Source organism: Kitasatospora sp. NPDC092039, assembly GCF_044756065.1.
GTDB lineage: Bacteria > Actinomycetota > Actinomycetes > Streptomycetales > Streptomycetaceae > Kitasatospora.
In genome coordinates, this window is record NZ_JBIVSD010000001.1 from 582,080 (window position 1) to 596,008 (window position 13,929).

The window sequence follows — 13,929 nt, forward strand, 5'->3', positions numbered from 1 at the left end:
GCCCGAGGCCCTACGATCGTTCGTCATGACCTCCGCACTGATCCTCGTCGACCTGATGCCGCGCATCATCGCCCTCCCCCTCGCCCCGCACACCGGTGACGAAGTGCTCGCCCGCTGCCGAGAGTTGGCCGAGTCCTTCCGGGCGAGCGGGCGGCCGGTGGTGCTGGTCCGGGTGGAGCGCCCGAACGTCGCCGAGCAGCCGCCGGGCAGCGACTTCGCCGACGGCCTGGTGCACGACGGCGACGTCGTGGTGGTCAAGCGCACCATCGGCGCCTTCTACGGCACCGACCTGGACGAGCGGTTGCGCGAACTCGGTGCGGACACCCTGGTGATCGCCGGACTGGTCACCACGATGGGCGTCGAGTCCACCGCGCGGGCCGCGGCGGACCACGGCTACGAACTGGAGTTCGTGGCCGACGCGATGTCCGGACTGGCCGCGGACGAGCACGAGTTCGCCGTGGAACGGGTCTTCCCGCGCTTCGGCGAGGTGCGGAACACCGCCGACTACAGCTGACACCGGTCCGGCGAGCCGGTCCGGCAGGTACCGACCCGCCTCGGGACGCCACGCGGCCGCCGTCCTGCGCGGAATCTCGCTGGCGGACCGCCCCGCGGGCGCGGCAGCATGGTGCGCATGCCCAGCACCCGCACGCCGAAGCCGTCCGCCGGCGCCACCGCCGTCCGGCCGCGTTGGTCGCAACTGCCGGACGGTGTCCGCTCGTCGGTCGAGCGGCGGCTCGGTGGCCGGGTGGTGGCCGGGCCGAGCGCGGGCAGCGGGTTCACGCCGGGCTTCGCGGCCGTCCTGTACGGCCCGCGGGGGCCGCGGTTCGTGAAGGCCGCCAACAGCGCGAGCGACCCGGTCATCGCCGACTGCTACCGGCGGGAGGCCCTGATCAACCGGGCGCTGCCCGCCGACGTGCCCGCGCCCCGGCTGCGCTGGCTGGACGAGGAGGACGGCTGGGTGGTCCTCGGGCTGGACGCGGTCGACGCCGCGCGGATGCCCGCCGACCCGTGGCGCCCCGCCGAACTCGCCGCCGTCCTCGACACCTGGACGGCGATCGCGCGGGAGCTGGAGCACCCGAACCGCGCCCTGCTCGACATCGGGCTCAAGCCGTTCGCCGAGCAGCGGTCGCTCGACGGCTGGCGCCGACTGGCCGCCGGGGAGCGGGCCGACGACCTGCCTCAGTGGTTCCCCAGGAGGCTGATCGAACCGCTCGCCGAGCTGGAGAGCGGCTGGGCACCGGCGGCCGCCGGCGACTCCGTCCTCCACTTCGACCTGCGCCGCGACAACGTGCTCTTCGACGGACGCGGCCGCACCTGGGTCTGCGACTGGAACTGGCCCTGCCTCGGCCCGAGTTGGATCGACCTCACGGTACTGCTCGCCACCGCCCACGCGGACGGCCACGACGCCTCCCGGCTGTTCGCCGAACACCCCACCGCCCGTGGCGTCGCCCCCGAACAGCTGGACGCCGTGTTAGGGCGTGTCTGACAATTCGCGTCGGATCAGGGCGCGGCGTTGGGGTGCGTGCATCGCAAGGCGGAGGAGGGAGCCACTGCGGAGCATTGGCGACCGACGACAACGCGGCGAGGTGCGTGCCCCGGCGTCGCGCACCCGGCGGGAATTGTCAGACACGCCCTGGTGGCCCTCGCCGGGCTCTTCCTGCGCTCCGGCGCCCAGCCCCCGCCGGTCGGCTCGCCTGCGCTGCGCGGCCACCAGACCTGGTCCGGCGAGGTCGTCCTCAACTGGCTCTCGGAGCGCCGGGGCTGGCTCTGAGCGCGGTCGGCCGAGGCCACCCGGCCGCCCGCCGGCGAGGGCGCCGGCTCCGGCTCCGGCTCCGGCTCCGGCTCCGGACGGTCCGGCACGGCTGTCACAGCGCGGACCTATGCTCGGCCGCATGCCGACGTCCGCCGTTCCCGCGTCCCTGTCCTACGCCGATGCCGACGCCCGTCTGGGCGGCGCGTTGTCCACCGTGTTCGAGGGGGCCGGAGCGTCGCCCGGTTACCGGAAGGTGCTGTTCTTCGACGGCGACCTCACCCTCGACGGGGACTTCCTGGCCGCCGTCGACGAACTGCGCGGCGGGGACGCCGAGGGCGACATCGAGTTGATCGTGGTCACCGGCGACCTGACGGTCGACGGCCGGATCGCGCTCTACGACGACCGGCCCGGGCTCTACGTCGGCGGTCGCACCGAGGCGGAGACCCTGGAGGGCGGCGAGGCGGAGATCCACATCCACGACGGCGCCTTCACCCACCTGGTCCACGGCTACTACAACCACGGCTCCCTGGTGGCCGGGATCGTCGAGACCCCTTGGGTGATCTACTCCGACCACCACATGGAGCTCTCCGCCCCCGGCGCACGCTGGGTGGACAACCACGGCGATGACGACGACGCCGACTTCGCCGTCGGGGACGGCATCGCCGAGGCGTTCGTGCCCGAGGTCGTCGACGCGGAGGACCACTGCCTGGACGTCGACGCCTTCCTGGACCGGCTGCGGGCCGGGATCCCGGTCCTTCGGCCCGGAGCCCGGTCGGCGGCCGAGTCGGCCGGCGACGTCCTGTCCCGGGCCCTGGCCGACCGGGTGGAGCACCTCGACCTGACCGATCGCAGACTCCGGGCGTTCCCGGCCGAGGTGCTCCGGATGCCGTGGCTGCGCACCCTGATCCTGGACGGCAACCCGATCGGCGAGCTGCCCGAGGCGCTCGGGACGCTCACCCGGCTGGAGCACCTGTCGGTGCGCTACTGCGGACTGACCGCCCTGCCGGAGTCGGTCGGCGACCTGGCCGCGCTCCGGGTGCTGTGCGTCGCCGGCAACCGGGACCCGGACGGGGTCACGGTCGAGTTCTCCCTGCCGGCCGCTGTCGGCCGGCTCACCGCCCTGGAGGAACTCGACATCTCCTACCTGTCCGTCACCACCGGTGCGACGACGACCGAGTGGGACCTCCCCGAGATGACGCGGTTCGTCCTGCCGGACACCTTCGGCGGTCTGGTCGCGCTGCGGAAGCTGGTCGCCGACGTGACCGACGTCGTGTTCCCCGACTCCGCGCACGGCCTGACCGGCATCGAGGAGGTGTCCATGACTCACGGCCGCCTGCGGACCTTCCCCGAGGCCGTCACCACCTTCCCGAACCTGCGGCGGCTCGACCTGAGCGACAACTTCTTCGACACCGTCCCCGACAGCCTGCTCCGGCTGACCCGGCTCGAGGAGCTCGACCTCGGCGGCAGCCTCGGCCTGGTGCGCGACCCGCTGCCGGACCTCGGCCGCCTGCCCGCCCTGCGGGTCCTCGGCTTCAGCGGGCACACCAGCCGCTTCAGCGCCCCCGAGCCGGGGCACGTCTTCCTGCGGGAGCTGTTCGCCATGGAGCTGGCCGGGCTGGAGGAGCTCCGGATCGACCGGTGGTGCCGGAACACCAAGCGCCACAAGCCCGGGCCCGAGCACTTCACCGGGATCGGGACGTTCCGCCGGCTGCGGACCGTCGACATGTCCTCCAACGAACTCAGGGACCTGCCGGCCGATTTCGACACGCTCCCCGACCTGGCGGTGGTCGACCTGCGGTACAACCGGCTTCCGCAGACGGTCCGCGACCGGATCACCGCCGCGCACCCGACCGCCCGGATCGACTTCCAGGGCTAGGCGCGGTCGCGGAGCACCACGTCCGTGATCACAGCTCCGCGGCCACCGTGTCCGTGGTCGTCGTGTCCGCGATCACCGTGGCCCCGTCCCGGCCGCGCACGCCCTGCGTCAGTGGCCGCACCCGCAACGCCGGAACCCGAAGTCGAGGGTGTGGTCGTTCTCGCCAGGCCCGCCGGTGGTCAGCGCCCGCCCGGGGTACCGTCCGCCCGGCGGGGCGGCGCCGTCGGAGTCGATGAAGGGATCGTCACCGACGCCGCGCCTGGTGGGCACCCACCGGTGCAGCGGACCGCCCTCTGCGTAGTCGGACGGTTCGTCCAGCCGGATCGTGTACTCCGTGTGCGGCCTGAGGCCGCCGTCCACGTTCGAGTCGTCGAAGTAGTACTCGCCGCGCGCCGTCGTCCGCGCCGTCCCGACGAGCGTGCCCGCCCCGTCGTACAGGTGGACGGTCGCGCCCGGCACCGGTTGCTGGCCCGGCCGCTGGACGCCCGTGCGCTCGGGGTCGTACCAGACCCGGTTGCCGATCTGCAGCGGCGCCCGGTCGCAGAGCACCTCGAGGTCGCCCATCGAGGCGCCCTTGCCGAACGGCGCGGGGACGTCCGGCGGGTTGAGCCGCAGCCCGGACACCGGGTCCTGTCCGCCGTCCGCCCGCCGCAGGAACGACGTGCCGTAGCCGAACGCCGTGCTGTTCGGGTCGAAGCCGGAGATCCCGACGGTGGTCTCCACCTTGGACAGCGCCATCCCGGCGTAGGCAGCGTTGCGGTGGAAGCCCATCCGGCTGGTGTCGAAGAAGCGGTTGCCCCGGGGCGGGAGCCCGCAGCCGCCGTTGGTGTCCATCACGTAGCCGCCGTCCGCCGCCGGGCAGGCCTTGTTCAGGTCCCCGCCCGACAGGACCTCGCCGATCGCGCCGCCCGCCGCCGCCTGGCCGGCCGCCCGGTCCGCGAGGCGGTCGCGGAAGGCCAGCAGCATCGATCCGTCCGTCTCGAAGCCGACCTCCGCCAACTCCGGCTCCGGCTGGGCGCGGAAGCCCGAGCAGGCCTGGCCGTTCTGCACGACCGGGTAGGTGTCCGTCCACGGGAACCAGCCCGCGCCGTCGCACGGGCCCGCGCCGACCGTCGACCCGCGCGGGTAGTCCAGCGGCTGGTCCAGCACGGCCGGGCCGAACCGGCCGGTGGCCGGGTCGAAGGGCAGCACGACCGCTCGCAGGTCCGCCGCCCGGCCCGTCGACTCGCCCGAGCAGACACCGCCCAGGTAGCCGGTCCCGTCCTGGAGGCCCAGACCGAAGGGGCGCCAGTCCCCGGCCGAGGGGCAGCCCGGATCCGGGACGGCATAGACGGCCTTCGGCGCCGGCGCGCTCGCCACCGTGGCGTCGTAGCGGTACAGGCGGCGGTCGTTGAGGTTGACGACGAACAGGTCCCGGCCGTCGTCCGTCACCTTCAGCCCGCCGAGGCTCTCCTTGCCCGGCACCGCCAGGAACGCCTCGTCCGCCCCCGGCCCGTGCGCCGTGCCTCCGGCGTCCGGGACGGTGGTGAACAGCGTGGTCCTCCGCTGCGCCGGGTCGGTCAGGTAGATCCCGCCGGGGCCGCCCGGGCCGTAGGCCGTGGTGCGCTTGGCCGCCGCCGACGAGAACACCCGCCGGTCGGTCCTGTTCCACGCGACGCCGAACAGCGTGCCGGTCTGCGCCGCGGTGGCGATGTCGGCGACGTCCACGTCCACGCCGGCCTGGCCGTGCGCACCGTACGGGAACGACACCAGCGTGCGCTGCCCACCGCCCTGCCAGGCGGTGTTCTGACAGGCCGTCACCACGGGCGCGTTCTTCTGGCAGTAGTCACCGGGGCTCCACAGCCCCGTGGTGTACGAGACGTCCGCGCCGTCGGAGAGGTCGACGAACTCCTCGTTCGAGCTCAACAGGCCGGGCCCGCCGGCCAGCCCCTGCCGCGAGGCGAAGGCGGGGAACAGCACGCCCGGCTTCGGGTTCACCACCCGCACCCGGTAGGTGCCGCCGTGCTCCCGGCTCCGCGGCGGCGGCGCGAGCGTCACCGTCCCGTCGGCCGCCGTGGTGCCCTCGACGTGGACCCGGCCCCCGCCGGTGAGCGTCACCTTCACCCCCGGCAGCCCCGGCTCCAGCGCGGGCGTCCACGCGCCCGAGGCGTCCACCGCCCGGACCACCCGCACCGTCACCGTCCCGTCCGCGCTCTGCGGGAACGCCTCCGGCGCCGACAGCAGCCCGCTGCCGGTCAGCACGACGCCGAGCACCGCGGCCCGCGCGACGCCCGTCCTTCGTCTTCTCTTCCCCACTGGGCCCCACTCTCGTGATCGACGGGCGGACGCCCGATCCGGACAGGACCCCCAGGAGAGCGGCGGCCGCTCGTCCACGCCCGCGCTTCCGGGCACATTCACCGGTGTGTGTGACGGAGAACGGGCCGGAAATCGCAACAAGTTCGGATGCGACCTCACAAGTGCGACCGCACACGCGCGACCTCACGAGTCCACGGGCGGACCGGCCGGGCGGACGGGCCGGGCGGCGGGAGCGACGACTTTCGGACATTCCGAAGCCGGTACCGCGCGCACGCATGACGGGAGATGCTCCATGTGCGGCCGGGTCGGGGCACCAGAACTTCCGGATTATGTCCGATTTGCCGTCAGAACCTCCAGACCGGAACGGGTCTGACGCGTACACGCGCCTCTGCGTAGCCTTGGCCCGGCGGTCCCCCTCGGCCGCCGTCCCCCACGACTCCCCCAGGAGCGCAGATGCGTCGTTCCGTTCGCGTCCCCTCGCGTGCCGCCGGCAGACTCCTCAGTGCCGCGGCACTGGTCGCAGCCCTCGGCCTCACCCAGTTCGCCGCCCCCTCCACGGCCACCACCGCCGCGGCCTCCACGGAGTGCGTCGAGGCGGCGGGCCACGACGACGCCGCGGCCCGCAAGCCCGCCGGCAGCCCCGGTGGCCAGGAGCCCAACGCCGTCACCGACGCGCAGGCCAAGGCGATGGACGCGGACCTCAAGGCCCGCGTCTCCCGGCTGGCGAACTCCGCCCAGGGCGGCGACCTCGCCCCCGGCACGCTGACGGCCACCACCATCCCGGTGTACGTGCACGTCGTCCACTCCGGGACCACCGGCAAGCTGACGGCCACCGACATCACCAAGCAGATAGCCGTCCTCAACGCGGCCTACAGCGGCCAGGGCGCGGGCAACACCCCCAGCCAGTTCCAGTTCCAGCTGGTCTCCACCGACTACACCGACAACGCGACCTGGTACAGCGGCGTCACACCGGGCTCCACCGCCGAGAAGTCGATGAAGAGCACGCTGCGCAAGGGCGGTGCCAACGCCCTCAACCTCTACACCGCCAAGCTCGGGCAGTCGCTGCTCGGCTGGGCGACGTTCCCGAGCAGCTACCAGTCCAACCCGACCGACGACGGCGTGGTCATCCTCGACAGCTCGTTCCCCGGCGGCTCGTCCGCCAACTACAACGAGGGCGACACCGCCACCCACGAGGTCGGCCACTGGCTCGGCCTGTACCACACCTTCCAGGGCGGCTGCGGCGGCCAGGGCGACTACGTCTCCGACACCCCGGCCGAGAAGAGCGCCGCCTACCAGTGCCCGGCCGGCCGGGACACCTGCACCGCCACCGGAGTCGACCCGATCCACAACTTCATGGACTACACCTACGACTCCTGCATGACCCAGTTCACCCCGGGTCAGGTCGCCCGGATGTCCAGCGCCTGGGCCGCCTACCGGGCCTGACGCCGGACCCGGTCCGGCGGTCCGCACCGATCCGGCGACCGCCGCCCTTTGGCCGTCACCGACGTGGTCGGCCAGGCGCCCCAGACACCGGCGGGTGCGTGGCGATGACGCCGCGCACCCGCCGGTACTCCTGTTCCCGCCCAGGCCTCGACCGCGCCGGCGGCTCGCCCGGCACGAACGCACCGGGGTACCGCCGCCTGGACGTCTTCAGGCGGGTCGGCCGAGGTCCAGGCGCTCGGGCGACGGTTCGAACCCCGCCGCCCGGTAGGCGGCGACGGCGGCGGCGTTCGAACTCGGGGTGCAGACGAGCGCGCTCGACGCCCCCATGCCCCGCAGCGCGGCAGCGGCGGCGACGCAGATCGCGGCGCCGTGGCCGCGTCCGCGATGGTCGGCGTGGACGCCCACCGGCTCCAGCAGGCCCGGCCGGCCGGGGCCGGCCGACCAGACCGTCACCGCGGCCACCGCGTCGCCCCGGTCGTCGTAGCCGACCAGGCAGCGGGCGTCGGCGTAGACCGGTCCGGCGGCGAGGACGTGCCAGACCTCCTCGGTGAACCTCGGGCTGCCGAACGCCGAGCGGTGCACCGCGGTGCGCACCTCCGCCGTCTCGGGACCAGCCACCTCGATCCGCAGGCCGGAGCCCTCCACCGGCTCGGAGAGGTCGCGGCGCAACGGCGTCCACGGCTCGTCCGGCTGCCAGCCCGCCTCCGAGAGGACCTCACGGAGGCGTGCGCCGTCGGGGACCTCCAGGCCGACCTTCCCGGGCGGCAGGACCCCGCGCGCCGGATCATCGAGGTCCGCCGCCAACCGACGGGCCAGGTCCTCGTCCTGTCGCAGGTCCGGCGCGGTCGTCAGGCGCAGCACGTCGGGGCCGTCCAGGTATCCGACGGCGACGATCCGCCCGTCCGCGCTCCAGGTGCGGACGGCCGCGGCGAGCCTCTCCGCGCCCAGCGCCCAGGCCCAGCCGAGATCCCCCGGGTGGAGTTGCAGCGGCGTCCGGTCGTCCTGCCATGCGCGGAGCGCGTCCACGGCCGCGGTCAGCCCGTCGACGCCGGGTTCGTTCAAAACGATCGTCATGTCCCCGCATCCCACCCCATCGCGGCGACCGGCCGCACCCGAATTTCACCCGGCCGCCGCGGTGACGGCTTGCGCCGGGGCCTGCGGCCGGCCCTCCGGTCCGGGCTGACCGCCGCGCGCGGCGGCGGCTCAGTCCACGCAGGGGATCCCGCCCGCCTTCACGGCCGGCCCCTGCATCGGCAGTCCGGCCGCCGGGTCGGCGGACGGGTCGCCCACGGTCGGCGCGGCCGACGGCGCCGGTGACGGGACGGCCGTCGGGCTCGGGGTGCGGGAGACGGCCAGGGTGAGCCGGATGCGGCCGGCGGGTACGGCCGTCGAGAAGGCGGCGTTCACCCCGTAGCGGGCGGCGAGCTGCTGCGCGTCCGCTCTGGCCCCGGATCCGTACGCCACCGTGGTGGACCGGGTCCTGGCCGGGGCGTCGCCGATCCGGCCCGTCTGGTAGCCGAGTTCGGCCAGCGCCCTGGACTCGTCGGCCGCCGCCCCCGCGCCCGCGGCCGCGTTGACGTCGACCACCGCCGTCCTGGCCGCCGCGCTCGGGCCGACGGTGGGCGACGGGGCCGGTTCGCCCGGCGCGTCCCCGGGCGTCGCGGCCGGTACGGGCGGCATCGGCTCGTGGTTGAAGAGCTGCCGGACGATCTTCCGGATCAGGTCCGGGTTGACGGTGTTGACCTCCTGCCCGCCGACGGTCTTGAAGCCGCTGATCGGCAGGGTGTTGAACTCCACGTTGCCGCCGGTCAGGTTGGGCGCCTGCTGGGCGAAGTCGAGGATGTTCCACTCGTTGTCGATGACCACGTCCTTCTTCACCACCGCGAACAGCTTCTGCATCTGCCCGAGGTCGTTCAGGATGCCCTGCTGCTTGAGCTTGTACTCGACGGAGGAGAGGAAGGCCTGCTGCCGGTGGGTGCGGTCGAGGTCGCCGTTGGCGAGGTGGTGGCGCTGGCGGACGAAGGAGAGCGCCTGCGCGGCGGTGAGGGAGCTGATCCCGGCCGGGAGCCTGAGGCCGGTGCCGCCGCCCTCGCGGGTCGCGGTCCGGGCGGTGATCGGGTCGTCCACCGGGTGGTTGAGGCAGACCTGGATCGGCTCGACGGCCTTGGCGATGTCGTAGAAGCCGATCAGGTTCACCTCCGCGAAGTGGTCGATCGGGACGTCCAGGAGGCTCTGCACGGTCTGGATGGTGGCCGAGCGGCCGGCCTCGCGGCTGTGCCGTTCCACCGCCGCCTTGGAGAGCCCCTTGCCCGCCAGCTTCTGTTCGGCGGCCTCCTTGGCGATGCCGTACGCCTCCTTGATCTTGTGCATCCTCCCGTCCGCGCCGACGGTCTGGACGTAGTCGTCGCGCGGGACGGAGAGCGCGGTGACCTTGCCGCCGTTGGCCGGGATGTGCAGCACGATCAGGGCGTTGGTGTTGTAGCCGCCGATCGCGCTGGAGCCGGCGTGGAGTTCGGCCTCCACGAACTGCTTGGGCAGGTCGTTGCCGTCCATGTCCTTGCGGCTGTCCAGGCCGATCAGCAGCAGGTTGACGGACTTGTCGAGGTGCGGCGGGGCGTTCTTCCTGGCCTCGCTCAGCGCGCTGGACTTGATCATGCCGTCGTCCAGGCTGCGGTACTCGTACCAGGTGAAGCCGCTGGCCCCGAGCACGGCGGCCGAGACGGTGCAGGCCAGGGTGCGCCCGGCGACGGTCAGCGGGTCGGTGCCGCGGCGCGGGGCGCGGCCGCGTCGGCCGCGCTGACGGCGGCCGCGGGTACGGCTGCTGCCGCGCTCAGCCACGGCGGCCCCTCCCGGCCGGGGCCGCCGTCCTGCCGGTTGGTCGGCGCTCCGGCGCCGGCCGGCGGCGGGCCGGTACGGCGCGGACCGCGACCACGGCGAGCGCCACCGCCACGGCCGCGGCCATCACCGGGAACGCCCCGACCACCCAGCGCAGGGCGCCGGTGCCGAGGTTCTTCCCCTGGTAGTTCCCGGGGTGCGCCAGGTACTCGACGCCCGAGGCGGTGAGCAGCACCACGACCGGAGCGGCCGTCACCACCCACCACCGGCCGGCCCGGCCGCACAGCAGCGCCGCGGCCGCCGTCCCGAGCACCGAGCCCACCGTGAAGAGGAGGCCGACGCCCGGCCCGTCGAGTTCGTCCGCGACCGCCCCGAGCAGCGGCAGTCCGACCGCCGAGAGCGCGGTCGCCGCACCGCCGCGCCGGCGCGCCCGCTGGCGACGGCGGGCGGCTCCGGGGCGCGGCGCCCGGGCCTGCCGGGGCGCGCCGGGGCCGACGGGTGCCCCGGGGGCACCGGCAAGGTTCACGGGGACACCGGCGGCTGCCCCGGGAACCGCGCCGGTCACCCACGGGAGCTGGACGGGCACGGCGCGGTCCTCGGTGCGCGGTCCCGCGTCCTGGTACGGAGTTCTCGCCCGCTGACCGGCCATGCGCACTTCCCTCGATCGGCCTCTACATCGCTGTAGAAGATGGGCTGGAGCATACAACCCATTTCAGCAAAGTCATCCGCTGTCACCCGGCAGCGACGAACCGCCCGGTGGGCCGTCGTTAGGATGGTTCGTGATCCCCCGCCCACGTCGGCACACCATCAGGAACGCATCAGAGGAGCAGAGCGTCACCATGTTTGAGAGTCTGAAGAACCTCGCGGACAAGGCCACCGACCTCGCCCGCGAGCACGGCGACGTGATCGGACAGGGCCTGGACAAGGTCGGCGACGCGATCGACGGCCGCACGGACGGCAAGTACAGCGGGCAGATCGACACCGGCGTCGAGAAGGCGAAGGACTTCCTGCGCAACCTCGACGGCGACCGGAAGGCCGCCGAGTAACCTGCCGCAGGGCACGATCAGCCGCGCGGCGGTCGAACGAGCGCACGGGGCGAACGGGGAGGGGCGGCAGCGGTGAGTGAGGACAAGAAGGGGTCCGGCCCGGGGCGCTGGCTGGTGATCGGCGTCGTGGTGGTGGCCGGGCTGGGCCTGGTCCGCGGCAACGGCCACGACGACGCGGCCTCCGCCGGCCCCTCCCCGACCGCCGCCGCCCCGTCCGGCCCCGGCTCGGGCGCCGCACCGTCGGCCGGCTCCTCCGCGACGCCGCCGAACGCGCCGAAGCCGTCGAAACCCCCGGGCCGCTACGATCCGGCCGACTACGCGGCGCCGGTGCGCCAGTACGCCGCCGAGGCCGGTGTCAACCCGCAGCTGCTGATGGCGATCCTCTACAACGAGGCGTACAAGCCGCACGACCCCGAACTCGAACGCGCCTGGCAGCGCGGCAAGCCGGACGCCTCCTTCGGGATCGCCAACATGCACCGGGCGGCCTTCGAGGACACCAGGCCCGGCCGCCCCTTCGCCTCCCGGCAGTGGGAGGAGCTCCCGGACGACCGGAACCTGGCGATCCAGGCGGCCGCCTGGCACCTGCACGACCTCGCCGGGCAACTGCCCGCGCGCCCGGGCGTGCCGCTCAGCCGGGACGAACTGGTCGCCCTCGGCTACAACGCGGGCGCGGGCAACATGCTGGCCTTCGCCCGGGGCGTCAGGATCGGCTCCCAGGCGCAGTCCTACCTCGACCGGCTGCGCGACAACTGGTCGAAGTCCGGCGAGGCCGTCAAGTGACGCCGCCCGGCGGTCAGCTGACGCCGATCCGGGCGGACCAGACCCGCCGCCAGGCCAGCGCGTCGGCGACCCCCTCCGCGATGCCGCGCCGCGGCTGCCAGCCGAGCAGGTCCCGCGCGGTGTCCACGACGGCGTAGCAGCCGATCACGTCCCCGGGCCGCGGCCCCGCCTCCCGGACGTCCAGGCTGGTGCCGACGGCCTGTTCGAAGGCCGCGATCAGCTCCCGCACGGTGGTCCCGTCGCCGGTGCCGACGTTGATCACCCGGTAGCGGTCCGCCACGCCCGGGGCGATCACCTCGTCGAACCGCAGCAGCGCCGCGACGTGCGCCTCGGCGAGGTCCTGGACGTGGACGTAGTCGCGGATGCCGGAGCCGTCGCGGGTCGCCCAGTCGGTGCCGGTCACGGTGAACGGGGTGCGGGTGGTGTGCGCCTCGATCAGCTTGCCGAGCGCGTGGGTGGGGTGGAGGTCCTGGAGGCCGGTGCGCAGCTGCGGGTCGGCGCCGATCGGGTTGAAGTAGCGCAGGGCGATGACGCGCTGCCGCTCGGCGCCCTCGCCCCGGGTCCAGTCCTGGAGGACCTGCTCCATCATCTGCTTGGTGCGCGCGTACGGGCTGCCGGCGTCGACCGGGCTGCTCTCGTCCACCCGGGCGTCGGGGGTGGGGGCGTAGATCGAGGCGGAGCTGCTGAAGACGACCCGGGTGCAGCCGTGGCGCTGGAGGGCGTCCAGGAGTTCGACGGTCTTGGCCACGTTCTCCCGGTAGTAGTACAGCGGCTTGGCCACCGACTCCGGTACGACGATCTTCGCGGCGCAGTGCACGGTGGCGTCGATGTCGGGGTGTTCGGCGAAGATCCGGGCGAGCAGGGCGGCGTCGGCGATGTCGCCCCGGTAGAAGACCCGGTCCTCGACGAACTCGGCGCGTCCCCGGGAGAGGTCGTCCAGCACGACCGGGGTGATCCCCCGGTCGAGCAGGGCGGAGGCCACGGTGCTGCCGATGAATCCCGCGCCACCGGTGATCAGGACCTTCTTCATGCGCGGATGCTCCCTCACGGTCGGCCGGGCGCCCGGTGGCGCCCGGTGACCGGAAGGGACGTCGGTTCGCACCCGGCCGGTTCCGCGCCGGGGGCGTGCGCGCGCCCCCGGCCCGGCGGTTCCGGGCGGTTCCGGTCGGCTCAGCCGCGGTGGCGGCGTAGCCAGAGCCCGGTGGCGACCAGGACGACGGCCGCCGCGGCGGTGCCGATGGCCGCCCAGGTGGTGGCGTCGGAGGTGGTCGCGCGGGCGGGGCCGGACGAGGCCGCCCGGGCGGCGACGGGGGCGGCGGTGGTCCCTGTGCCACCGGTGGTCCCCGCCCCTCCGGCGGTATCCGTCCCGCCGGCGGCGGTCCCCGTCCCGCCCGCGGTCGCCGTCCCGCCGGCGGTCTCCCGGAGCGGGGTGGGGGCCGCCTCGACGGACCGCGGCGTCTCGGGCAGCGGCGAGGCCGCCGTCCCCTGGGGCACCGGGTCGTCGATCACGACGGTGTCGACGTCGAGCTCGCGCTCGCCGTGCCCGAGGGCGGGGAAGGCACAGTCCACGGTGACCCGCCAGTGCCCGACGGGCAGGATCTCCCGGGTGGTGTACGTCCCTGGCCGGCCGGGGACGGTGACCAGCCGCCAGGGGCCGACGGCGCGGCCGTCGGAGGCCGTCGCGGAGAGCGTGCCGGCGAACTCACCGGTCACCGGGTCGTGGTCGTTCTCCCAGGTGGCGACGGTGCTGACGCGGCCGTTCTGCTGCCCGGTGACGTCCAGGCGGACGCTGTCGCCGTGGGCGGCGGCGGGTGCGGCGGCGGCGAGCAGCGCCGCGGCGGTGAGGGCGAGGGCGGTGAGGTGGGGGCGGGTTCGCATACGGGAGGGTCCTCGGGGCAGGT

13 protein-coding genes are annotated in these 13,929 nt (G+C 74.2%); 7 read left to right on the forward strand and 6 right to left on the reverse strand.

Annotated elements, in window-relative coordinates; genetic code table 11:
- The first annotated feature begins 25 nt into the window (after positions 1-25).
- The 4 genes from ACIQI7_RS02575 (at position 26) to ACIQI7_RS02590 (ending at position 3,629) form a co-directional block, all read left to right on the forward strand.
- On the forward strand, positions 26-514 hold the full coding sequence (locus ACIQI7_RS02575; RefSeq protein WP_401104153.1) for an isochorismatase family protein: 489 nt from the start codon (positions 26-28) through the stop codon (positions 512-514).
- Positions 515-631: 117 nt separating this feature from the next.
- Complete coding sequence (locus tag ACIQI7_RS02580) at positions 632-1,486, forward strand: phosphotransferase family protein (RefSeq protein WP_401104156.1); 855 nt, start codon at positions 632-634, stop codon at positions 1,484-1,486.
- Between the two features lie 150 nt (positions 1,487-1,636).
- On the forward strand, positions 1,637-1,771 hold the full coding sequence (locus ACIQI7_RS02585; RefSeq protein ID WP_401104159.1) for a hypothetical protein: 135 nt from the start codon (positions 1,637-1,639) through the stop codon (positions 1,769-1,771).
- A 121-nt stretch (positions 1,772-1,892) separates the two neighbouring features.
- On the forward strand, positions 1,893-3,629 hold the full coding sequence (locus ACIQI7_RS02590; RefSeq protein ID WP_401104162.1) for a leucine-rich repeat domain-containing protein: 1,737 nt from the start codon (positions 1,893-1,895) through the stop codon (positions 3,627-3,629).
- Between the two features lie 108 nt (positions 3,630-3,737).
- On the opposite strand, the gene ACIQI7_RS02595 is transcribed toward ACIQI7_RS02590, so the two are convergent.
- Positions 3,738-5,924 carry an SdrD B-like domain-containing protein gene (locus ACIQI7_RS02595; protein ID WP_401104165.1) on the reverse strand — a complete coding sequence of 729 codons (2,187 nt, stop codon included), beginning with the start codon at positions 5,922-5,924 and terminating at the stop codon, positions 3,738-3,740.
- A 453-nt stretch (positions 5,925-6,377) separates the two neighbouring features.
- On the opposite strand from ACIQI7_RS02595, the gene ACIQI7_RS02600 reads away from it, so the two are divergent.
- Entirely contained in the window at positions 6,378-7,367 is a 990-nt protein-coding gene (locus tag ACIQI7_RS02600) for a zinc metalloprotease (protein WP_401104168.1), read from the forward strand.
- A 207-nt stretch (positions 7,368-7,574) separates the two neighbouring features.
- Here the strand turns inward: ACIQI7_RS02600 and ACIQI7_RS02605 are convergent, their stop codons facing one another.
- The 3 genes from ACIQI7_RS02605 to ACIQI7_RS02615 all read right to left on the reverse strand — a co-directional run bounded on the left by ACIQI7_RS02605 (position 7,575) and on the right by ACIQI7_RS02615 (position 10,728).
- Entirely contained in the window at positions 7,575-8,441 is an 867-nt protein-coding gene (locus tag ACIQI7_RS02605; RefSeq protein ID WP_401104171.1) for a GNAT family N-acetyltransferase, read from the reverse strand.
- A gap of 129 nt (positions 8,442-8,570) precedes the next feature.
- Complete coding sequence (locus ACIQI7_RS02610; protein WP_401104175.1) at positions 8,571-10,205, reverse strand: LCP family protein; 1,635 nt, start codon at positions 10,203-10,205, stop codon at positions 8,571-8,573.
- Positions 10,198-10,728 (reverse strand): DUF6542 domain-containing protein, encoded by a 531-nt coding sequence (locus tag ACIQI7_RS02615; RefSeq protein WP_401104177.1) that lies wholly within the window; start codon positions 10,726-10,728, stop codon positions 10,198-10,200. Before ACIQI7_RS02615 ends, ACIQI7_RS02610 begins: the two co-directional genes overlap by 8 nt.
- Positions 10,729-11,041: 313 nt before the next feature.
- On the opposite strand from ACIQI7_RS02615, the gene ACIQI7_RS02620 reads away from it, so the two are divergent.
- Positions 11,042-11,248 (forward strand): antitoxin, encoded by a 207-nt coding sequence (locus tag ACIQI7_RS02620; RefSeq protein ID WP_387753520.1) that lies wholly within the window; start codon positions 11,042-11,044, stop codon positions 11,246-11,248.
- 72 nt (positions 11,249-11,320) lie between these two features.
- Positions 11,321-12,028, forward strand: a complete 708-nt coding sequence (locus tag ACIQI7_RS02625; protein WP_401104179.1) for a lytic transglycosylase domain-containing protein — start codon at positions 11,321-11,323, stop codon at positions 12,026-12,028.
- A 13-nt stretch (positions 12,029-12,041) separates the two neighbouring features.
- Here the strand turns inward: ACIQI7_RS02625 and galE are convergent, their stop codons facing one another.
- Entirely contained in the window at positions 12,042-13,058 is a 1,017-nt protein-coding gene (galE, locus tag ACIQI7_RS02630) for a UDP-glucose 4-epimerase GalE (RefSeq protein WP_401104182.1), read from the reverse strand.
- A 140-nt stretch (positions 13,059-13,198) separates the two neighbouring features.
- Positions 13,199-13,906 carry a hypothetical protein gene (locus tag ACIQI7_RS02635; protein WP_401104185.1) on the reverse strand — a complete coding sequence of 236 codons (708 nt, stop codon included), beginning with the start codon at positions 13,904-13,906 and terminating at the stop codon, positions 13,199-13,201.
- Between the last annotated feature and the right edge of the window lie 23 nt (positions 13,907-13,929).